The sequence below is a fragment of the Maribacter arenosus genome, from assembly GCF_014610845.1.
Lineage (GTDB): Bacteria > Bacteroidota > Bacteroidia > Flavobacteriales > Flavobacteriaceae > Maribacter_A > Maribacter_A arenosus.
In genome coordinates this window covers 104,104-125,183 of record NZ_JABTCG010000006.1, presented here as the reverse complement: position 1 = coordinate 125,183, position 21,080 = coordinate 104,104, and the positions used below count along the sequence as shown (strand labels likewise).

Here is a 21,080-nt window from a genome sequence, read left to right as displayed (position 1 = left end):
AATGAATATCAATCCCCTGTTCAAATAGGCTTAAAACACTTCTTTGGCAATGGCATGGATATTATCGGATTTACCCATAGAATAGTAATGCAACACGGGTACCCCTGCCGCTTTCAATTCCTTTGACTGCTCAATAGCCCATTCTATACCTACCTGACGTACGGCCTTATTGTTTGTACAGCTATCAACGGCATCGATCAAATCTTGGGGTAGATCAATCCTAAAGACCTGGGGAAGCAATTGTAAATGTCTTTTGACAGCAATGGGCTTTATCCCAGGAATAATAGGAACGGTAATACCCATATTCCGTGCGGCATCAACAAACTGAAAGAATTTTTTGTTGTCGAAGAACATTTGTGTCACCACATAATCGGCACCTGCATCCACCTTTTCCTTTAACCGAATTAAATCGGATTGTAAAGAGGGTGCCTCTAAGTGCTTTTCTGGATATCCCGCAACACCAATACAGAAATCAGCGCAATCTGCTGTTTCGATAACCTCATGAAGGTATTTACCACGATTCAGGTTTGTGATCTGATGTACCAAGTCCACCGCATACGAATGCCCCCCTTCAGTTGGCTCAAAATACTTCTGTTCACTCCGTGCATCCCCTCGAAGCGCCATGACATTCCGTATCCCCAAATAATGACAATCGATAAGGACATATTCGGTTTCTTCCTTAGTAAATCCCCCACAAAGGACGTGTGGAACGGTATCGACCTTGTATTTGTGCTGAATCGACGCGCATATGCCCACGGTTCCTGGTCGCATACGGGTCAATTTTTTATCCAAAAGCCCGTCACGATCTATATACACATATTCCTCCCGTGAAGTAGTTACATCAATAAAAGGAGGGTTGAACTCCATTAAAGGATCAATGTTATCATACAATTCCTTAATATTTCTTCCTTTTACCGGCGGAATCAATTCAAAGGAAAACAAGGTTTCACCTTTTGCTTTTACTATGTGTTCTGTTACTTTCATCTAATCTTAGCTGAACTTGGTCCAGTATGTGTTGTTCAATTTTTAATGTGGCGTTACCCTTTGGGGTCGGGCTATCCGCTATATCCCTGAAACCAGTTCAGGGGATGTCGCTGCTATCCCTAACGCAAATTTAATCATCCGCAAGGTTAGGAGCCAACCAATTGGTGGCCTCATCCAATGAAATTCCCTTTCGTTGGGCAAAATCCTCCACTTGGTCTTCCTTTATCTTACCAAGCCCAAAATAGCGAGCTTCGGGATTCGCAAAATAATAGCCACTTACACTTGCTGCAGGCCACATGGCCAAACTTTCCGTAAGTTCAACCCCTATTTTCTCCTTGACCCCTAAAACTTCCCAAATGGTCAATTTCTCTAAATGGTCCGGACACGCCGGATAACCAGGTGCTGGGCGGATTCCTATATAAGACTCCTTGATCAGTTCTCCATTTGCCAGTTGCTCATCCTTTGCATAGCCCCAATGTTTTAAACGTACTTCCTTGTGCAGATACTCTGCAAATGCCTCTGCCAAACGATCCGCCAATGCCTTGATTAAAATAGCATTGTAATCGTCGTGGTTCTTCTCGTATTCAGCAGCCAATTCTGCAGTACCAAATCCCGTACTTACACAAAAACAACCCAAATAATCCTGAAGTCCTTCTTCCTTAGGCGCAATAAAATCCGACAGGGCTAAATTAGGTACTCCTTCCCTCTTTTTCAACTGTTGTCGTAACGTACGGAATACAAACTTTTGATTTTCGACCTCTATTTCAATATCGTCTTCGTTTATTGTATTCGCATTAAACAACCCAAAGATACCTTTTGCCCTTAATAATTTGTTTTCCACGACTTTTTTCAACATCTCCTGGGCATCGGAAAAAAGTTCGGTAGCCTGTTTCCCAACCACCGTATCGCTCAGGATATCAGGATACTTTCCATGCAATTCCCAACTTCGAAAAAAGGGCGTCCAATCTATATAAGGTAGCAATAATTTGAGGTCCAGGTCATCTAAAACCTGAATACCTAAGGTATTGGGTCGTATGATTTCGGTTGTACCCCAATCAATCTGAAATTTATTGTCCCTTGCTGCTGCAATGGAAGTGTATTCTTTGTGTTGGGCCCGGTTCCTGAATTTAGTGCGAAAGGTTTCGTAATCCTGTTTTATAGACCGCTTATATTCCACGGAGGTCTCCTTTTGTAATAAATCCCCAACCACTGTTACAGCCCTGGAAGCATCATTAACATGAACCACGGTATTTCGATATTGGGGCTCTATTTTCACCGCTGTATGGGCCTTGCTGGTGGTGGCACCACCGATCAACAATGGAATCTTGAAATTTTGGCGTTCCATTTCCTTCGCCAAAAACACCATTTCATCCAAGGATGGTGTGATCAAGCCACTTAAACCGACGATGTCGACTTTTTCTTTCTTGGCGGCTTCTATTATTTTTTCTGGAGGTACCATCACCCCTAAATCAACGATCTCGTAATTGTTGCAGGCCAATACCACACTAACAATATTTTTACCGATATCGTGTACATCCCCCTTAACGGTGGCCATCAGAATTTTTCCCGCCCCTTTAGTGTCTCCCTCCTGTGGATTCAACAATTTCTCTTCCTCAATGAACGGCAGTAAATAAGCCACCGCTTTTTTCATCACCCGGGCCGATTTCACGACTTGTGGCAAGAACATCTTTCCACTTCCGAACAAGTCTCCTACCACATTCATACCGGTCATCAGGTGGCCTTCAATGACCTCGATCGGCTTATTGACACTTTTCCTTGCAGCTTCAACATCCTCGACGATATATTGGTCAATACCCTTTACCAAAGCCCTGGTTATACGATTTTGAAGCGGTTCTTGCCGCCATGAGAGATCCACTGTACTTTCTTTGGCTTTTCCGACAACAGATTCCGCAAAATCCAATAATCGCTCGGTGGCATCATCCCTTCGGTCAAGAATCACATCCTCAACACGCTCCAATAAATCCTTTGGAATATCATCATAGACCTCTAACATGGTGGGATTTACAATACCCATGTTCATCCCCGCCTTAATGGCATGGTATAGGAATACCGAATGCATAGCCTCCCTGACGGGATTATTGCCCCTGAAACTAAAGGAGACATTACTGACCCCTCCGCTAACATTGCAATAAGGGAGATTTTCCCTCACCCATTTGGTGGCTTCAATAAAGTCGAGCACATTTCGTCTGTGCTCGTCCATACCTGTCGCCACCGGAAATACGTTTAAATCAAATATGATATCCTCGGGGGCGAAATGCACTTCGTTCACCAAAATATCATAAGAGCGCTTGGCAATTTCCACCCTTCGTTCATAGTTATCAGCCTGGCCTTTCTCGTCAAAAGCCATTACTATTACCGCAGCACCATAACGTCTGATCAACTTTGCCTGGTGGACAAATTGTTCTTTACCTTCCTTAAGACTAATGGAATTCACTACGGATTTTCCCTGTACCACCTGTAGCCCCGCCTCGATAATCTCCCATTTTGAACTATCGATCATTATGGGTACTCGGGCGATATCGGGTTCGGCCATGACCAAGTTCAAGAAGGTAACCATGGCCTCTTTACCATCTATGAGACCGTCATCCATATTGATATCGATGATTTGGGCGCCTCCTTCCACTTGATGTCGGGCAACATCCAAGGCCTCTTCAAATTTTTCCTCCTTTATAAGACGAAGAAATTTCTTGGAACCCGCTACATTGGTGCGTTCCCCCACGTTTATGAAATTGCTTTCTGGGGTTACCACCAAGGGTTCCAGTCCGCTTAATTGCAGATATTTTCGTTTTGAGTTACTCATTTATTTGTAATGAAATACTTCAGGAAAAGGTTCGTAGAAATGATGTAACAATTTTTTCCAATTTTGATACTCAGGTGAATTTCTAAATCTTATTTCATGATCTTCCAAGGTTTCCCAATTGACTAAACGGATGTACTGGGATTCTACTTCGATACACTTTTTCAATTGATGGGACAGATATCCCTTAATTGAAACAATGATGGAGGAAGCGTGGGCAATACTTTGCTCAAACTCCTTTGATAATCCTTCCTTAATATTCAATATAGCTACTTCTAAGACCATTCCTCTAGTTCTCGTTGATGGTTGATGGTATGTTGGATTGATAATTTATCATCGAGTATTGTTTTTTTAATAATTGATAAATCCATTGAGCAATTTTTTACAAATTACTATCTGTTCTTGTAGGTTTTCAAAACTTTCATTATTTAAATATTCTTGATCTAAGGCCAAATATATTTGTGTTTCCAACTCATATAAAGAACCCCTAGCAATGTGCAAAAATTGTAGTAAATCAGTTGATGTTCTTCGCCCGCATCCTTCTGCAATGTTAGAGGGTATTGAAATTGCAGACCTCCTCATTTGGTTCGTTAAACTATACATTTCTTCTTGGGGAAATTTCCCTGTAATTTTATAAAGTATATTTACCAGTACTCTGGATTCTTTCCACACTTCCAATTCAATATACTCCATATCAATCAACTATAAACATTCAACCATCAACTTTCTAGGTTTATAATTCCTAACCAATTCGGCCATAGCTTTTATATGTTCCGGGGTGGTACCACAACAACCGCCCACAATATTCACCAATCCCTTTTCCATATACTCTTTTATCTGGTCAGCCATTTGGGCTGGGGATTCATCGTATTCGCCAAAAGCATTCGGTAAACCGGCATTCGGATGGGCCGAAACCGCAAAATCGGTTTTTGAGGACAGAACTTCTAAATGGGGCACCAATTGGCTCGCCCCCAAGGCACAATTGAAACCGACCGAAAGAATGGGAATGTGGGATATGGATATTAAAAATGCCTCTGCCGTTTGTCCGGACAAGGTGCGCCCAGACGCATCGGTAATGGTACCACTAACCATAATCGGAATATCTTTTTGCCGCTCTTCTTTGACCTCTTCTATGGCAAACAGTGCCGCTTTGGCGTTCAGGGTATCAAAGATGGTTTCAACCAACAGCATATCGACGCCACCATCTATCAGCGCTTCGACCTGTTGCTTATAGGCCAACCGTAATTCATCGAAAGATACGGCTCGAAATCCCGGGTCATTGACATCTGGTGACATACTTGCGGTTTTATTCGTAGGTCCGATACTACCCGCAACAAACCTTGGTTTATGGGGTTCTTTGGCCGTAAATTCATCGGCTACTTTTCTTGCAATCCTGGCCGATTCATAATTCAACTCATACACCAATTCCTCCATGTGGTAATCGGCCATGGCTATGGTCGTGCTTGAAAATGTATTGGTCTCGATAATATCGGCCCCAGCTTCTAAGTATTTGCCGTGTATAGTGGAAATGGCCTTCGGCTGCGTCAGGGATAAAAGATCATTGTTCCCCTGTAACGGACTGGTCCAATCCTTGAACCGTTCCCCGCGGAAATCGGCTTCGGTAAATTTGTACCGCTGCAACATGGTACCCATGGCCCCGTCCAAGACCAAAATCCTAGTATTTAATATGCTCTTTATGTCCTTCATATATTAAGTTTGGCAAAAATATCTTTACTAGTTCAATTGTTTTGCGTTAACCCCTTTGACTACGCTCAGGATACTATATTTCAGAGGCATCCCCTGAACTTGTTTTAGGGATACAACAAAAAGCCCGACCATTTTTTTATTAAATGGTAACGCCCTATTAATAATCGATCAAGAAAAAAGGAAAAGACATTTGTCTTTTTATGGGTTATCTTTCATGCCTGAGCATGATAGAATTTAGCACCTTCTTTATCCCCGATGGCTTTTGGAAAAGGGTTGCCAAGGTTTCATTGGGTCTAGTCCCTCCGCCTTTCTTGATAACTATGTCAACGTACTAATGAACGCACTGCAAATAAACGGTACAGTTTATTCTAAAACAAGGAATATCCTTAGTTTTGGGCTATTCATTACCCATTTTTGCTTTTGTTGTCAAAAGCATTTGGGTCACTTCATTCATTTTTTCAACCTTTTGGCCAAAGTTTCCTTTTAATGTTTTTCTGTAAGAATTTAAATTGAGTACCATTTGATTTATGTCCTCTGGAATGACCTCCTCGAAAAACTGACGCAATCTTTTGGCCGTGGTCGGTGATTTTCCATTAGTCGAAATGGCTATCTTAACATTACCTTTCGTTACTATACCTCCCATGTAAAAATCACAATATGGGGGATTATCGGCTACATTGATCAATTTATCCATTGCCCGACAATCCTCATATACCTGTACGTTCACGGCGGGTTTGTCGGTCGTTGCAATCACTATGTGCATTCCTGTGAGGTACTTCTTATCGTACACATCGGTAATCAATTGAACGTTGTGATTTTCCGCCAATTCCACTGTGCCTTTTGCAAACTCAGGAGATACGATCGCGACATTGGCATCGGGACTTGATTTGGTCAAAAAAGTGAGTTTTTCCTCGGCTACATTACCCCCGCCCACAATCAAAATATGAAGATTCGAGGTTTTCAAGAATATGGGATATAGATTGTTTCGCTCTGTCATTTTAATGATTTGACTAATTGGTTAAGACCTATAAGGTGGCCTCGCCTCCTTTGTTGGCAACCCCTTGCAGAAAGGGTAGGCTCCTTTTGTTTCGACTACCTTGCCTGAAAAAAGCTGGTGGTCAATATAGATTTGTTAACAAAATTGGGCATCCTCAGTTCATCGTCTTGCAGGCCTTTTTCTTGGTGACCGGTTAGGTCTAGAATCCTTTCCCGGTGTTTTACCACATCGCCAATGATGATGATGGCCGGATTTTTCAATTGCTTCTTTTTGACTACTTTTTCAATGGAAGCTACGGTACCTATCCCAACTTTTTCATTTTCCCGGGTGCCATTTTCAATAATCGCTATTGCCGTTTCGGCTTTTCCTTCTTTTTTAAAAAGAGCAACAATCGCCGGTAATTTTCCCATTCCCATAAGAATGACTACGGTGGCATTTGACTTTGCCGCCAAATGGACATCCTTAGATAGTTTATGTTCCTTGGTCGTGCCTGTAATTACCCAAAAACTTTCGGCAATCCCTCTTTTCGTCACTGGAATATATTGGGTAGCAGGTACGGAAACCGCCGATGAAATACCAGGAACCAAGTTGACTTCCAAACCGTGGGCTGCAGCATAGTCCATTTCTTCGGCACCTCGCCCAAACACAAAGGGGTCACCTCCTTTTAAACGGACTACATGCCCATGACTAAAGGCCCTACTCACGATCAGCTCATTGATCTGATCTTGTTGATAGGCATAACACCCTCTACGTTTCCCTACGAAAATGTGCTCCGCATTGGGGGCATAGTCCAATAAGGTATCTTCAACCAAAGCGTCATAAAGAACTACATCGGCATTGGCCAAAGCCTTGACCCCCTTTACGGTAATCAATTCCATATCACCAGGTCCGGCGCCAACTAAGGTTAATTTAGGTTTTCTATACATTTATCAAATCCATTTTTCTATATGTCTCAACACTTTCAAGGAATTCCTGGGCATCTTTTAAATACCGTTTTGCGAATTCCGGGGTGGGCTCATTATTTTTGATCTGTAAAACTATATCGGCAAAACCCTGTCCTAGCTCAATTTTATTTGATGCAATAAAAACCTCATCAAAATCCGTGATAATACTGGAATGAGTATTTGTCTTTGTTTTTTCAGCAGTCAATAGGGCTTTTGCGGCATTTATCATTGCCGAATATGAATGGTAGATACTTGCCGCCCATTTTTCTTCATGAATGGTAGAGATGGCATTAAGTATTTTCTCCTCGCTTTCATAGAGCAATGTCGCCACTAGATCGATTACTACCCCTGCGCACTCCCCAATACCTATAGCCGTTTGGTATCTCTCCTCGGATTCCCAGTCGATAAAATCGTCAGGAGTTAGATTGTCAACAGCGGCCAAAGGCTTTAGAAGCTCATAAAAATAGGGTTCTCCCTTTTCCTCATAATAGGTGACATAGGAAGATCCTTTGCCATTTGACTCAAAATCATCTAAAATCAAACGCAAAGCCTCAGGCCCCCTTTTACTGGGTATCTTCACCACTTTATCGGCAAATTTTCCACTGCCATTTCCTAAATTCCCTCCACCCAATAAAACTTGTAATGCCGGGGCCACAAGTTTATTCTTGGTTTTAATAGACATTCCCTGGAAACCTATGTTGGCCATATTATGCTGTCCGCAGGCATTCATGCAGCCACTTATTTTTATAAGCACATCCGGGTTGTTGATATATTGTGGGTATTCCGCTTTGATCACCCTTTCCAATTCACGTGCGATCCCCGTACTACTGGCAATCCCGAGATTACAGGTGTCCGTGCCAGGGCAAGAGGTTATATCAATCGCTTTGTTATACCCGATATGTGCAAACCCAAGTTTGGATAGTTCGTTATAAAAAAATGGAACCGATTCTTCACGTACATAAGGTATCAAGATGTTCTGTCGAAGGGACAAACGTATTTCCCCAGCTGCATATTTTTCGACCAATGCCGCCAACAATCGGGCTTTATCGGTATAAAAATCGCCCAACAATACTTTGATACCTATAGCGACAAAACCCTCTTGTTTTTGAGGTACCAAGCTGGTCGCTTTCCAGGCCTCAAAGGCCATTTGGTCCGCAATTTCAACTTCGGGCACATCGCTACTTGAAATAGTGGGTTTTGGATAGGCATCGGCATCAATGGGAAAGGTCGAAATAGGAACGGCCTTCTGTTCTTCTTCCAATAATTTTTTAAATCCATCCAAGCCGATGTCTTTAAGCAAAAATTTCAATCTCGCCCTTGCCCTACTTTTACGTTCCCCATACCGATCGAAAACACGGATAACACCGTCCATCATCGGAATTATCTTATGGGTTGGTAGAAAAGGGAACAACACATCCGCATGTCTAGGTTGGGATCCTAAACCACCCCCGAGCATTACCTTGAAGCCCTTAATCCCGTTTTCAATTTTAGCTATAAAACCAAGGTCATGCATATAGGATAATCCGGTGTCGATATCACTGGATGAAAAGGATACCTTGAATTTTCTACCCATTTCCTGACTAATAGGATTACGCAAAAAATACCGAAAAAGCGCATGGGCATAAGGGGAAACGTCAAAGGGTTCGTCGACATCGATTCCGGCCGTTTCACTTGCGGTCACATTCCTTATAGTGTTGCCACATGCTTCACGCAAAGTTACCTCATCCTTTTCCAATTGGGCCCAAAGCTCAGGCGTTCTATCCAAATCAACATAATGTATTTGTATATCCTGACGTGTGGTTATATGCAAACGCCCGGTAGAATATTCATCCGAAACATCACAAATCCTACGAAGTTGATTGGTGGTCACTTTTCCATAAGGTAATTTGATGCGAATCATTTGTACGCCGAATTGGCGTTGCCCATAAACACCACGCGCCAAACGAAGACTCCTGAATTTCTCCTCATCGATTTTGCCCTCCTTGAACTGACGGATTTTGGCCTCCAATTCTATAATATCCTTTTCTACTATCGGATTTTCTATTTCTGTTCTAAAACTTCGCATATCTTTTCTTTAATTGAATATTCTAATTTTAACGTAACGCCGGACTTTATTAATCTATTTTCCCTATAGTTTTAATAGGTAATTATGTCAATATTATATTATGGATTTTGGCCCATTATAGGATTACTACCAACAAATCAGTTTATAAAACCTGCCCCTACCGTATTGTTCGATTGTGTATCTATTAAAATAAAAGAGCCATTGGTACGGTGGTCCTTGAACGAATCAAAATAAATGGGTTTGTTCAATTTAAACGATACTTGGGCAATATCATTGATTTTCAAGGCATCGACATCTTCCTCGATACCTGAATAATCAGGATTTATTCGATGATGAATGTTATCTACTTTGGCCAAGACCTTATTCACACCATGTTGCAAGACATATTTATTTCCCGTATTCATGGTTTTGGCATCCATCCAAGAAATGGTGGCTGTAAACTGTTTATCGATTTTAGGTAAATCCCCTACCTTAACCAGCATATCCCCCCTACTCACATTTATTTCGTCCTCAAGGGTAATGGTAACCGATGAGCGTCTTGATGCTGTTTGGTACTTTTTATCGTAAAAATAGATTTCCTTTATTTTGGATTTGGTTTTAGACGGTAATGCCAGGACTTCATCACCAACACTTAATTCGCCCCCATATACTTTCCCTGCAAAGCCTCGAAAATCATGGAATTCCTCGGTCTTGGGCCGAATAACATATTGTACCGGAAATCTAGGGGTACCTGTATTGAATATATCTTTTCTATCTAAATGTTCTAAATGTTCCAAAAGCGCCTCTCCCTTATACCATGGGGTATTGTTGGATTTATGGACCACATTGTCCCCTTTGAGAGCACTTACCGGGATAAATGTGATGTTCTGCCCTTTATAATCCCGCTTGCCCATCAATGATTCAAAATCGGCTTTAATGGCATTATAGGTTGCCTCGGAATAATCGACTAGATCCATTTTGTTTATGGCTACGATTACATCCTTGATCCGCAACAAATTATTGATAAAAAAATGACGGTTGGTCTGTTCAATGACCCCTTTTCTTGCATCTATCAAAACTATTGCCGCTTGGGAAGTGGAAGCCCCTGTTACCATATTCCGGGTATACTCCACATGGCCCGGGGTATCAGCTATGATATAGCTCTTGTTGGGGGTAGAAAAGTAGATATGGGCCACATCGATCGTGATTCCCTGCTCCCTTTCGGCAACCAGTCCATCTGTAGCCAGAGAGAAGTCCAGATAATCATATCCTTTTTGCTTACTGGTTTTTTCAATGGCTTCCAACTTGTCGGTAGTCAACGATTTAGTATCGTAAAGAATTCTGCCGATCAAGGTGCTTTTACCATCATCGACGCTTCCCGCCGTTGCTATTTTTAATACTTCCATCCTATTTAGTTGTTGGCCATTCGCAATGTGCCTTTGGCCATATTTAATTGATTATTTTCTTGAGCTAACGGCCATAAGCCAATAGCTGAATTTTCGAAGGAAAATTTAAAAATACCCTTGTTGTTTTCTTTTTTCCATGGCCGCCTCAGACCGTTTATCGTCGATCCGTGCCCCTCTTTCAGAAATCGTGGATTCCCTTATTTCCTGGACGACACTAGCTATATCCGTGGCTTCTGAAAATACAGCAGCCGTACAACTCATATCTCCCACGGTTCTAAACCTGACCAATTCTTCCAACACTTCCTCATCCTTTTCTTGGTATACGTAATCGGAATGCGACCAAATCAAGCCATCCCTTAAGAAAACCTTTCTTTTATGTGCGAAATAAATGGATGGAATTTCAATATTTTCTTTTTCGATATAGGACCACACATCCAATTCTGTCCAATTGGAAATAGGAAAGACCCTCACGTTTTGTCCTAAATCGATCTGCCCATTCAACATGTCGAATAATTCCGGCCTCTGGTTTTTCTCATCCCATTGCCCAAAATCATCACGGACCGAAAAAATTCGTTCCTTGGCCCTGGCCTTTTCCTCATCTCGTCTTGCCCCACCTATACAGGCATCGAATTTAAATTCTTCAATAGCATCCAAAAGTGTTGTGGTCTGCAAGGCATTTCTACTTGAATAGCGACCTGTCTCTTCCTTTACCTTTCCTTGGTCAATGGTATCCTGGACATTTCTTACAATCAGTTCCAACCCAAGTTCTTCAACCAACCTATCACGAAATTCAATCGTTTCAGGAAAATTATGCCCCGTGTCGATATGCATTAAAGGAAATGGGATTTTTGCAGGATAGAATGCTTTTTGTGCCAATCGCACCAAGGTAATCGAATCCTTTCCTCCGGAAAACAACAAAACCGGTTTTTCAAATTGTGCGGCCACTTCACGAATAATGTAAATGGCTTCATTTTCCAAAGGGTTGATATGTGATGTGTCTTTCATCAATGAACTACTTTAAAGGTATAATTAAATATGTAAGCCACACTCGCGGTTTTCAAGCACTTTTGTGGGGTCAAAATAAATATGTTCGTTAGGTAAGTTTCTTTCTTCGAGATACGCATCCAATTGGCCATCACTCCAGTGATAGAACGGACTCACCTTTAACACCCCATCCTTACTAAGGCTTAGAATGTCCAATGTGTCCCTATGTGCTGTTTGGCCTTTTCTTAAATTGGTAAACCATATATCGGGTTGTATCTCGGTCATCGCCCTTTTAAAAGGTTCCAGTTTAACTTGTTCGGTAAACTTGGCATGTCTTGGATCGTCAACTCTAGGAATCCCCATAACCACATCTCTATGTGCCGCGGTCTGCTTAGGAACATATAACCTGATGTTCAAATCTAATGTTGCTATTAATTTCTCGGCATGGGCATAGGTTTGGGGCGTATTGTACCCAGTATCGCACCAAACTACAGGAATGTTCTTTTTCACCTGGGTTACCGCATTGAGGATGGCCACCTCATAGGGTCTGAAATTCGTGGTAACCACAGGATTCTTGCCATGCTTGATGGCCCAAGAAATAATTTCCTCAGGTGAAATCCCCTTAAATTGTATATTTAACTTTTTAATATAATCCTCGGTAAAACCCATAGTTCAAGTATTTACGATTGATGGGTTACTTTTTTCCCCAATGAACAAGATTCCATATCCTTTCATGAAAAAAGTATAATACCATCTTAGTTAAAAAATCGATTGATGCAATCGAAGCGGCCAAGGTTATTTTACCTGTCAAAAGATAGGATATCAACAAGGTGTCCAATGTACCAACGACCCTCCAACTAAAGGCCTTTGCTATACTTCGAATTGGTCTTTCCGATTTTCTGTCGGTATCGAAATCCCTGCTAACGGTTTTTTTATTTAAAATCAATCGATCTGCAATCATGTTATTCTAATTTTTTTACCCTATCGATTTAATAGAGTATGCAAATTTAGAATTATATATGAAACCAACATACTAAAAACCTATAAAAAATCAGAATTACCCTATTGTTTTAGTAGATTAATAAATATTTCATCGATTCTTCGAAAAAAAATCGATCATTAATTACGATTTTTGATGATTCTTCCGTTATTAAGTGAAGTTTTTTGCTTTCGACAGGCAAAGGGTCTATTTTATAATATCTGCCAAGGTATTGTTTCGATAAACCGTCAAGGCACTATCCCTAACTTGAAGCATTAATTTATGCACAGCACATGTCGCCTCGTCTGGGCAATCCTCGCATTGTTCATAAAAATTAAGACTCACACAAGGGACCAAGGCAATGGGACCTTCGAGAATGCGCATTACATCGGTCATTAGAATATCCTCGGGATCTTTTATAAGATAATACCCTCCGCCCTTACCTTTTTTAGAACCCAAAAGCCCTGATTTACGCAGGGTCAAAAGAATGCTCTCCAAAAACTTTTGGGATATATTCTCGTGCTTGGCAATTTCCGCAATCTGCACTGGTAGCCTATTATCTTGGGAGGCCAAGTAACTTAAAGCCTTTAGACCGTATTTTGTCTTTTTAGAAAGCATGTGACGAATATATGCAAAATCTTAGATTCATTTACCTATAATGCAAAAACTCAGCCCAGAGCTTGTGAAATATCAGCAATAATATCCTCTATATGTTCCAATCCTACGGAGATCCGAACAGAACCATCGGTAATACCTACCGCCGCTCGTTCAGCAATCGACAGTTTGCTATGCGTCGTTGATGCCGGATGGGTTATTATACTTCGTGAATCGCCCAAGTTGGCTGATAATGACAATAATTGAATGGCATCGAAGAATTTTCGCCCTGCATCCAATCCACCTTTTACTTCAAAAGCTACGACGCAACCCCCTGCTTTCATCTGTTTTTTAGCGACTTTATATTTTGGGTGCGACTTTAAAAATGGATATTTGACCCAATTGACCTTCTCATGCTGTTCCAAAAACTGTGCTAGCTTTAAGGCATTCTCGCAATGCCTATCCACCCGTACAGCTAAAGTTTCAAGGCTTTTTGACAATATCCATGCATTAAAGGGCGATAATGACGGTCCGGTAATCCGGGAAAAGCGATAAACCTTATCTATAAGATCGGCCTTCCCAACGGTTATACCCGCAAGTACCCTTCCTTGCCCATCCATTAATTTTGTGCCGGAATGAATGACTAAATCCGCCCCTAATTTTATGGGTTGTTGCAAATAAGGGGAAGCGAAACAATTATCAATGATCAATATCAAATTATGCTTTTTGGCCATCTTGCCCAACTCTTCCAAATCCAAAACATCAACACCAGGGTTGGTGGGTGATTCGGCATATAAGATCTTGGTTTTAGGGGTCACCAATTGGTCAATTTCATCCAACGCATCAATCTTAAAATAGCTATGGGTAATATTCCATTTTGGGAAAAAATTCGTGAACAAACTATGTGTAGAGCCAAAAACACTTCTTGCGGAAATAATATGGTCGCCACTCTGCAACAAGGCCGCAAAGGTCGAAAATACAGCTGCCATACCCGATGCAAATGCGAAACCAGCCTCTGCACCTTCCATTTTACATACCTTCTCAATGAATTCTGATGAGTTGGGATTGGAATACCTGGAATATACATTCCTATCTTTCTCTTCAGCAAAGGAAGCACGCATATCCTCTGCGTCTTCGAATACGAAACTGGAAGTGAGGTATAACGGACTTGAGTGCTCCAAAAATTGTGAACGTTCCAGTTGGGTTCGGATAGCTTCCGTTTCAAATTTATGTTTCTTACCCATATCTAACCTTTTTCCGCGATTCGTAAGATGTCTCCAAATACACCTCTAGCAGTAACTGCAGCACCTGCCCCGGCCCCTTGTATCACCAAGGGATGTTCCCCATAGGATTCGGTATAGATTTCAATAATCGAATCGGAACCCTTGACTTGTCCTAAAGCACTTTCCTTCGGTACTGAAATCAATTTAACATCCAATTTACCCTTTTCCTTTCTAAGATCACCATGCAAATCACCAACATATCGCAAGACATAATTTGGTTTTTGGTTCTTTTTCAATTCGTTGAAAGTGTCATTTAGCACATCCAAATTACTTAAAAATTCGGCAACTGTTCCTTTACGCAATAGTTCTGGAATAAGATTCTGTATTTGTATATCCGAAAATTCATTCCTAAGATCCAATTCACGGGCAAGAATCAATAATTTACGTCCCACATCATTCCCTGACAGATCTTCCCTTGGGTCGGGCTCTGTAAAACCTTTGTTCATGGCATCTTTAAGAATGGCAGAAAATGGGGCGTTCACTTCTGAAAACGTATTGAAAATATAGCTTAAGGATCCTGAAAAAACCCCTTTGATACGGGTAATATTCTCACCTGAAAGATGCAATAATTTAATGGTATCTATTAGGGGTAACCCCGCTCCTACATTGGTCTCGTACAAATACTGTTTTTGGTTTTTCGCCAATTCCTCCCGTAACAATTGATAATAATCAAAACCAAGGGTATTCGCTATTTTATTGCTGGATACCAAATCGAATCCGTTTTCTACCAGTTCAAAATAATTGGCCACAAAATCCTCGCTGGCTGTGTTATCCACTGCTATCAAGTTTTCAAAATGATTTTTTTTGGCATAGTCGAAAATATCCTTCATTTGGTAGTCCACGCCCTTTTCCTTGATGCTAGATCTCCAATTTTTCGTAATCCCTTTTTCGTTGAACAGGACCTTCTTAGAATTTGCCACTGCAAAAACGTTTAAATCGATTCCTTTTCGTTTTTCTATCGTTTTTGATGATTTTAAGATTTGGTCCAATAATGTTCCTCCAACATTTCCATGGCCAAAAACAATCACATTCACTTTCTTACTGATACCGAATATCTGTCCGTGCATTACATTCAATGCCTTGTGCAAATCGGATTTCTTTACTACAAGACTTACGTTCTTGCCGGTAACCGTATTGTTAAAGAGAAGAGGGATAACCCGGTTTTTGATCAAGGAATTGTACGGTTTATGAAATGTGCTTAAATCCTGGCCCACGATCGAAATCACAGAAACATCGTTCACAACAGTAATCTGATTTATATCCTTGGATTGAAAATCATGGGTAAATTCGCGCTGGAGGGCAATTTTGGCCCTTTGTGCCTTATCAGCATTTACTACAAGGCCTATTCCCCGTTCCGACGAGCCTTGGGAAACAATACTTACACTGATATTATTATCCCCGAGTGCCCTGAATATTCTGGCATCGACACCGACCTTTCCCAACAATCCCCTACCTTCAAGATTGATCAAGGCAACATTTTCGATGACCGACAATGATTTTATTCCTTCTTTGTTCGATTTTGCACTGATTAGTGTGCCTTTATTTGAACTATTGAACGTATTTAATATTCGTAAGGGAATATTTTTCTCGATCAATGGAATTATAGTCTTGGCATGTAAAATCGTTGCCCCAAAATTTGCCAATTCGTTGGCTTCGCTATAGGAAAGCTCCGAAATAGGTTTCGCCTCGGGCACATAATCCGGGTTCGCAGTGAAAATACCATCAACATGCGTATAATTTTGAAGCTCTTCGGCGTCTAGGTAATTGGCCAGCATAGCCGCCGAATAATTACTGCCATTCCTGCCCAATGTAGTGGTTTCATTATCCACTGTTGAAGCAATAAAACCGGTTATTATAGGTACGGTATCATGACTGAGTTGCGCAAATTCGCGTAACACATTTTCTTTAGAAATGGTTTCGATGACATGGGCATCACCAAAAGTATCATCCGTCTTTATCAATTTTCGGGAATCCATTAATTTCGCGTTGATTCCCCGCCCGATCAAAAGCTTAGTGATCAATTTGGCGGAAATAACCTCCCCGTAGGCTAATACCTGATCCCTGATTTTAGGACTAAAATCCCCTAATAATGATACCCCCTCGAATAATTTGAACAACCCTTCATACTCCTCAGACAGGCTAACATTCTTAAAGGTATGGGTCTGGTATTTTTCAAAAGCGGTAAAGTCCTTGGAATAATCCTCACCCCGAGCTGCTTTTTTAAGCATCATTTCCAATTGATCCGTTGCTTTTTCGCGCGCAGAAAGCACCACTGCGATATTTTCCCCATTTTTGACCTTATCGCTGATGATATCCAAAACATACCCTAGACCTTCCCCATTGCTAAGGGATTTACCTCCAAATTTCAAGATTTTTATGCGTTCGGTCTTACCGTTGGCATTGAAGATTCCGTTGAGGAGTTTTTCCATTTGACCAAACTCTATCAAAAAAGCATCATGCCCATGTAATGATTGCACTTCACCATAAGTGACATTGCTTTTGGCCTGTGCCAATTGTTTAAAGGTTTCCTTGTTTTCCTTGGCCGTAAAAAACAGATCTGAATCAACACCGACAATATGTATATTCGTGTCGCTATTCTGTAGTGCATTAAAAGCAGCTTCCCCATTACGGGTAATATCGATGGTCTTCAATAATTGGTTCATTAGTTTATAGGCCGATAATTGAAAACGGTCTTTCAATTTCTCACCATGATGCATTAACCAACTCTCTACATTGAATACCTGTAGTTCTTCATTTGTACTTCTTTTAAATCGCTCTTTGAAAGATTCAGGTGTGCGATAACACAACATCGCATGCATACGGGCATCATGAACAGGTTGCTTTGAGTTTACAAGGAATTGTTCCTGTATTTGACAATTCGCGATCAGCCAATCCGTAGATTTCCAATCCGATGCCACTGGAATCAAATGCGTGGTCAGTTTGGGGTTTATGGCCGCCATTTCCCAAGCTATTCCGCCACCCAGTGACCCACCGATCAGCGCAAATAGTTTATCAATTTTTAATTCTTCCAGTCCCCTTAAAAAAATATGGGCAATATCCCCGGCTACAAAATCCTTGTAGTTCTCAATTACGAATCCGTCATATCCATTACCTGGAATATTGAAGGCCAGAATCGTATACTTATTGGTATCGATACATTTTCCCTCACCTATAAGAGCAGACCACCAACCTTCAGAACCTGTAACATTCGAGTTCCCTGTAAGAGCATGATTAACCAAGACAATCGGTGCTTTATGCAAGGGTTTGCCAAATAACTGGTAGGATAAAGTAATATCCTGTTCTATGCCTCCAAGTGTCTTATATTTTTTTAATTCTAACTTATGTAACATGCCAATGTTATTAATTCTGTCTTGTATTTTATGCTGGACAAGTAATGGTAAAAAATGCCATTATGCCATTATTTTAACGTTTCGAATGCGGCTTTTAAATCCGATTTTAAATCTTCAATATCTTCCAAACCAACCGATAGTCTAATTAAATCCGCACCGACACCTGCAGCTTCTTGTTGTTCAGAAGTTAATTGTTGATGTGTTGTACTGGCAGGGTGGATAATCAAAGATTTTGTATCCCCAATGTTCGCCAACAATGAGAATATTGAGGTGGCATCAGTTACTTGCTTCGCGGCTTCAAAACCTCCTTTTATACCAAAGGTAACCAATCCGCTCTGACCATTGGGCAGGTACTCCTTTGCTAATTTATTATAGGGGCTACTTTTCAATCCAGGATAGTTTACCCATGCAACCTCATCCCTGCCTTCTAACCACTTCGCGAGTTCCAAAGCATTTTCACTGTGCTTTTTTATACGCACTGAAAGTGTTTCCAAGCCTTGAATAATCTGAAAGGCGTTATACGGACTAAGGGCGCCGCCAAAATCGCGAAGGCCCTCTAAAATCAGTTTGAAAGTGAAGGCTGCAGCCCCCAAAGCCTCACTATATACCAAACCATGATACCCTGCTGAAGGTTCGGTAAATTCAGGGAATTTACCATTTGCCCAATCAAAGGTCCCTGCATCGATTATAGCCCCTCCAAGGGATGTGCCTTGACCGCCGATATATTTTGTTAAAGAATGTATTACCAAATTAGCACCATGTTCTATTGGATTCAATAATGCTGGAGTGGCCACCGTATTATCCACAATAAAAGGTACTTTGGCCGCTTTCGCCTGTAATGAAATCCCTTTTAAATCCAATACATCCAATTTAGGGTTACCCAATGATTCCACAAAAATTGCACGCGTATTCTTTTGGACAGCTTTACCAAAATTTTTCGGGTCGGAGGCATCTACAAAAGTCGACGTAATACCCAATCTTGGTAAAGTGACATTCAGCAAATTGTATGTACCCCCATAAAGGCTACTTGATGCTACAATATGGTCACCCGCTTTTAACAAAGTCAACAAACCCGTTGAAATTGCGGACGTACCTGACGCGAAAACAACAGCGCCGACACCACCTTCAACTGCAGCTAAACGATCTTGTAAAATCTGATTTGTTGGATTGTTAAGACGTGTATAAATAAAACCCAATTCTTTTAATGAGAATAAGTTTGCTGCATGGTCCGTATCCTTAAATACATAGGAAGATGTTTGGTATATAGGCACAGCCCTTGTACCAGCGGTTTGTGTTGTGTCATGCCCAGCATGCAATGCGTTTGTAGAAAATTTTTGATTACCCATGATTTTATTTGTTTTTGTTGTTGATAAAATAAACTTAAACACAAGTTTCCCTGTCACGACTGTGTGACATTGAATAATCAAAAAGTTAAAAAGAAAGAGACAATTACAGCAAAGTAATTCGTTTCGTTATCTATTCTTGCCTAAATCAGGTGCCAACACCCCTAAAATTTCGGGGTAGCATCAAGATAGAATTTAGCACCTTCTTTGCATAAGTGACAAAGGGTTGCCAAGGCTTCACTGGGTCTATTCCCTCCACCTTTCTTGATAACAATTCAATATGTGTTTGAACTTTTGAACGGCAAATATAAGGCCGTGACGTTGGTTTTTCCTAATCTTTTTGAAAAAATTAAATTCCAAAAGCCGCTTTTACCGTATCTACCATATCCAATTTCTCCCAAGTGAACAATTCCACTTCCTTTTCGATCCTTCCGTTATAAGGGGACTCGAATATCTTGGTAATCACTTTTGGTTCCTTGCCCATATGGCCATACGCAGCGGTTTCTAGATAAATCGGGTTTCGCAATTTTAAACGTTCTTCGATTGCAAAGGGACGCATATCGAACAACTCGGCAACTATTTTGGCGATTTCACCATCTGAATGTTTAACTTTTGATGTGCCATATGTATTCACAAAAATCGAGGTGGGTTCAACTACCCCAATGGCATAGCTCACCTGTACCAAAATCTCATCAGAAACTCCGGCAGCCACCAAATTCTTGGCAATATGTCGGGCAGCATATGCAGCACTTCGATCTACCTTACTTGGGTCTTTTCCACTAAAAGCCCCTCCTCCATGGGCCCCTTTACCCCCATATGTATCAACAATGATTTTTCTTCCTGTTAACCCTGTGTCCCCATGAGGACCACCAATAACGAATTTCCCAGTTGGGTTGATGTGGTATTTTATCTTATTATCGAACAAGGCTTTATCGCTTTCCGGCAATTGTTCGATTACCCTTGGAATCAAGATTGAAATAATATCTTTCTTGATCTTAGCGAGCATCTTAGTATCATCGACTTCGAATGGATCGTGTTGTGTAGAAACAACGATGGTATCAATACGTTGTGGTACGTTATCATCTGAATACTCTATGGTTACTTGGGACTTGGCGTCCGGTCTTAGATATGGTATTTCAGTACCTTCCTTTCGCAGTGCTGCCAAAGTCATTAATATCCTATGGGAAATATCCAAGGCCAGAGGCATATAATTCTCTGTTTCTTTTGTGGCATAACCGAACATCATACCTTGGTCTCCCGCACCTTGATCTTCCTTTGCGCCTCGGTCAACACCTTGATTGATGTCTTGCGACTGTTCGTGGATCAAAGAAATTACTCCACACGAATCCCCGCTAAATTGATATTCCCCTTTGGTATAACCAATTTTATTGATGACGTCCCTAGTGATATTCTGTACATCTAAATACGTGTGGCTTTTTACTTCGCCCGCCAACACCACCTGACCTGTAGTGACCAAAGTTTCACAAGCTACCTTACTTTCCGGGTCAAAAGCCAAAAAGCTATCCAATAAAGCATCACTGATTTGATCGGCAACCTTATCCGGATGCCCTTCACTTACAGATTCTGAGGTAAATAAATACGCCATTTACATTAATAAATATGGGAGGAAGTGATAATCTTGATTGC

Annotated in this window: 17 protein-coding genes and 2 riboswitches; all 17 genes read right to left on the bottom strand. The window is 41.1% G+C overall.

Going from position 1 to position 21,080, the window contains the following annotated elements:
- Positions 1-30: 30 nt before the first annotated feature.
- Positions 31-984, bottom strand: coding sequence for a methylenetetrahydrofolate reductase [NAD(P)H] (metF, locus tag HPE63_RS16445; RefSeq protein ID WP_188315401.1), 954 nt, complete (start codon positions 982-984; stop codon positions 31-33).
- 130 nt (positions 985-1,114) lie between these two features.
- Positions 1,115-3,805 carry a methionine synthase gene (metH, locus tag HPE63_RS16440; protein ID WP_188315400.1) on the bottom strand — a complete coding sequence of 897 codons (2,691 nt, stop codon included), beginning with the start codon at positions 3,803-3,805 and terminating at the stop codon, positions 1,115-1,117.
- Positions 3,806-4,087 carry an antibiotic biosynthesis monooxygenase family protein gene (locus HPE63_RS16435; protein WP_188315399.1) on the bottom strand — a complete coding sequence of 94 codons (282 nt, stop codon included), beginning with the start codon at positions 4,085-4,087 and terminating at the stop codon, positions 3,806-3,808.
- 66 nt (positions 4,088-4,153) lie between these two features.
- Positions 4,154-4,495, bottom strand: coding sequence for a four helix bundle protein (locus HPE63_RS16430; RefSeq protein ID WP_188315398.1), 342 nt, complete (start codon positions 4,493-4,495; stop codon positions 4,154-4,156).
- 9 nt (positions 4,496-4,504) lie between these two features.
- Positions 4,505-5,509: a homocysteine S-methyltransferase family protein gene (locus HPE63_RS16425; RefSeq protein ID WP_188315397.1), complete on the bottom strand. Its 1,005-nt coding sequence runs from the start codon at positions 5,507-5,509 to the stop codon at positions 4,505-4,507.
- Positions 5,510-5,711: 202 nt separating this feature from the next.
- Positions 5,712-5,830: riboswitch (SAM riboswitch) on the bottom strand.
- Positions 5,831-5,906: 76 nt separating this feature from the next.
- Complete coding sequence (locus HPE63_RS16420) at positions 5,907-6,506, bottom strand: precorrin-2 dehydrogenase/sirohydrochlorin ferrochelatase family protein (protein ID WP_188315396.1); 600 nt, start codon at positions 6,504-6,506, stop codon at positions 5,907-5,909.
- A 95-nt stretch (positions 6,507-6,601) separates the two neighbouring features.
- Positions 6,602-7,432, bottom strand: coding sequence for a uroporphyrinogen-III C-methyltransferase (gene cobA, locus HPE63_RS16415; protein ID WP_188315395.1), 831 nt, complete (start codon positions 7,430-7,432; stop codon positions 6,602-6,604).
- Positions 7,425-9,515, bottom strand: coding sequence for a nitrite/sulfite reductase (locus HPE63_RS16410; protein WP_188315394.1), 2,091 nt, complete (start codon positions 9,513-9,515; stop codon positions 7,425-7,427). The genes cobA and HPE63_RS16410 overlap by 8 nt, the downstream gene beginning before the upstream one ends.
- Positions 9,516-9,652: 137 nt before the next feature.
- On the bottom strand, positions 9,653-10,900 hold the full coding sequence (locus tag HPE63_RS16405; RefSeq protein WP_188315393.1) for a sulfate adenylyltransferase subunit 1: 1,248 nt from the start codon (positions 10,898-10,900) through the stop codon (positions 9,653-9,655).
- A 105-nt stretch (positions 10,901-11,005) separates the two neighbouring features.
- Positions 11,006-11,905: a sulfate adenylyltransferase subunit CysD gene (gene cysD / locus HPE63_RS16400; protein WP_188315392.1), complete on the bottom strand. Its 900-nt coding sequence runs from the start codon at positions 11,903-11,905 to the stop codon at positions 11,006-11,008.
- Between the two features lie 24 nt (positions 11,906-11,929).
- A complete protein-coding gene (locus HPE63_RS16395; RefSeq protein ID WP_188315391.1) occupies positions 11,930-12,553 on the bottom strand; it encodes a phosphoadenosine phosphosulfate reductase domain-containing protein in 624 nt (207 codons plus the stop codon).
- Positions 12,554-12,578: 25 nt separating this feature from the next.
- The gene (locus HPE63_RS16390) at positions 12,579-12,845 is read right to left on the bottom strand and encodes a DUF2061 domain-containing protein (protein WP_188315390.1); all 267 of its coding nucleotides are present in this window, start codon (positions 12,843-12,845) and stop codon (positions 12,579-12,581) included.
- Positions 12,846-13,070: 225 nt separating this feature from the next.
- Complete coding sequence (locus tag HPE63_RS16385) at positions 13,071-13,481, bottom strand: RrF2 family transcriptional regulator (protein WP_188315389.1); 411 nt, start codon at positions 13,479-13,481, stop codon at positions 13,071-13,073.
- 50 nt (positions 13,482-13,531) lie between these two features.
- Entirely contained in the window at positions 13,532-14,701 is a 1,170-nt protein-coding gene (locus tag HPE63_RS16380; protein WP_188315388.1) for a trans-sulfuration enzyme family protein, read from the bottom strand.
- A gap of 2 nt (positions 14,702-14,703) precedes the next feature.
- Positions 14,704-18,090 (bottom strand): bifunctional aspartate kinase/homoserine dehydrogenase I, encoded by a 3,387-nt coding sequence (gene thrA / locus HPE63_RS16375; RefSeq protein WP_188315387.1) that lies wholly within the window; start codon positions 18,088-18,090, stop codon positions 14,704-14,706.
- A gap of 68 nt (positions 18,091-18,158) precedes the next feature.
- Entirely contained in the window at positions 18,159-19,436 is a 1,278-nt protein-coding gene (locus tag HPE63_RS16370) for an O-acetylhomoserine aminocarboxypropyltransferase/cysteine synthase family protein (RefSeq protein ID WP_188315386.1), read from the bottom strand.
- Positions 19,437-19,610: 174 nt separating this feature from the next.
- Positions 19,611-19,707, bottom strand: a riboswitch (SAM riboswitch).
- A 75-nt stretch (positions 19,708-19,782) separates the two neighbouring features.
- Positions 19,783-21,039 carry a methionine adenosyltransferase gene (gene metK / locus HPE63_RS16365; RefSeq protein WP_188315385.1) on the bottom strand — a complete coding sequence of 419 codons (1,257 nt, stop codon included), beginning with the start codon at positions 21,037-21,039 and terminating at the stop codon, positions 19,783-19,785.
- Between the last annotated feature and the right edge of the window lie 41 nt (positions 21,040-21,080).

What these genes read in the sequence shown, in the direction of transcription:
- HPE63_RS16395 (WP_188315391.1), bottom strand. Translation starts at nt 12,553, where the DNA reads ATGGGTTTTACCGAGGATTATATTAAAAAGTTAAATATACAATTTAAG.
- cysD (WP_188315392.1), bottom strand. Translation starts at nt 11,905, where the DNA reads ATGAAAGACACATCACATATCAACCCTTTGGAAAATGAAGCCATTTAC.
- HPE63_RS16390 (WP_188315390.1), bottom strand. Translation starts at nt 12,845, where the DNA reads ATGATTGCAGATCGATTGATTTTAAATAAAAAAACCGTTAGCAGGGAT.
- metK (WP_188315385.1), bottom strand. Translation starts at nt 21,039, where the DNA reads ATGGCGTATTTATTTACCTCAGAATCTGTAAGTGAAGGGCATCCGGAT.
- HPE63_RS16420 (WP_188315396.1), bottom strand. Translation starts at nt 6,506, where the DNA reads ATGACAGAGCGAAACAATCTATATCCCATATTCTTGAAAACCTCGAAT.
- thrA (WP_188315387.1), bottom strand. Translation starts at nt 18,090, where the DNA reads ATGTTACATAAGTTAGAATTAAAAAAATATAAGACACTTGGAGGCATA.
- HPE63_RS16385 (WP_188315389.1), bottom strand. Translation starts at nt 13,481, where the DNA reads ATGCTTTCTAAAAAGACAAAATACGGTCTAAAGGCTTTAAGTTACTTG.
- HPE63_RS16425 (WP_188315397.1), bottom strand. Translation starts at nt 5,509, where the DNA reads ATGAAGGACATAAAGAGCATATTAAATACTAGGATTTTGGTCTTGGAC.
- HPE63_RS16370 (WP_188315386.1), bottom strand. Translation starts at nt 19,436, where the DNA reads ATGGGTAATCAAAAATTTTCTACAAACGCATTGCATGCTGGGCATGAC.
- HPE63_RS16410 (WP_188315394.1), bottom strand. Translation starts at nt 9,515, where the DNA reads ATGCGAAGTTTTAGAACAGAAATAGAAAATCCGATAGTAGAAAAGGAT.
- metF (WP_188315401.1), bottom strand. Translation starts at nt 984, where the DNA reads ATGAAAGTAACAGAACACATAGTAAAAGCAAAAGGTGAAACCTTGTTT.
- cobA (WP_188315395.1), bottom strand. Translation starts at nt 7,432, where the DNA reads ATGTATAGAAAACCTAAATTAACCTTAGTTGGCGCCGGACCTGGTGAT.
- metH (WP_188315400.1), bottom strand. Translation starts at nt 3,805, where the DNA reads ATGAGTAACTCAAAACGAAAATATCTGCAATTAAGCGGACTGGAACCC.
- HPE63_RS16380 (WP_188315388.1), bottom strand. Translation starts at nt 14,701, where the DNA reads ATGGGTAAGAAACATAAATTTGAAACGGAAGCTATCCGAACCCAACTG.
- HPE63_RS16405 (WP_188315393.1), bottom strand. Translation starts at nt 10,900, where the DNA reads ATGGAAGTATTAAAAATAGCAACGGCGGGAAGCGTCGATGATGGTAAA.
- HPE63_RS16430 (WP_188315398.1), bottom strand. Translation starts at nt 4,495, where the DNA reads ATGGAGTATATTGAATTGGAAGTGTGGAAAGAATCCAGAGTACTGGTA.
- HPE63_RS16435 (WP_188315399.1), bottom strand. Translation starts at nt 4,087, where the DNA reads ATGGTCTTAGAAGTAGCTATATTGAATATTAAGGAAGGATTATCAAAG.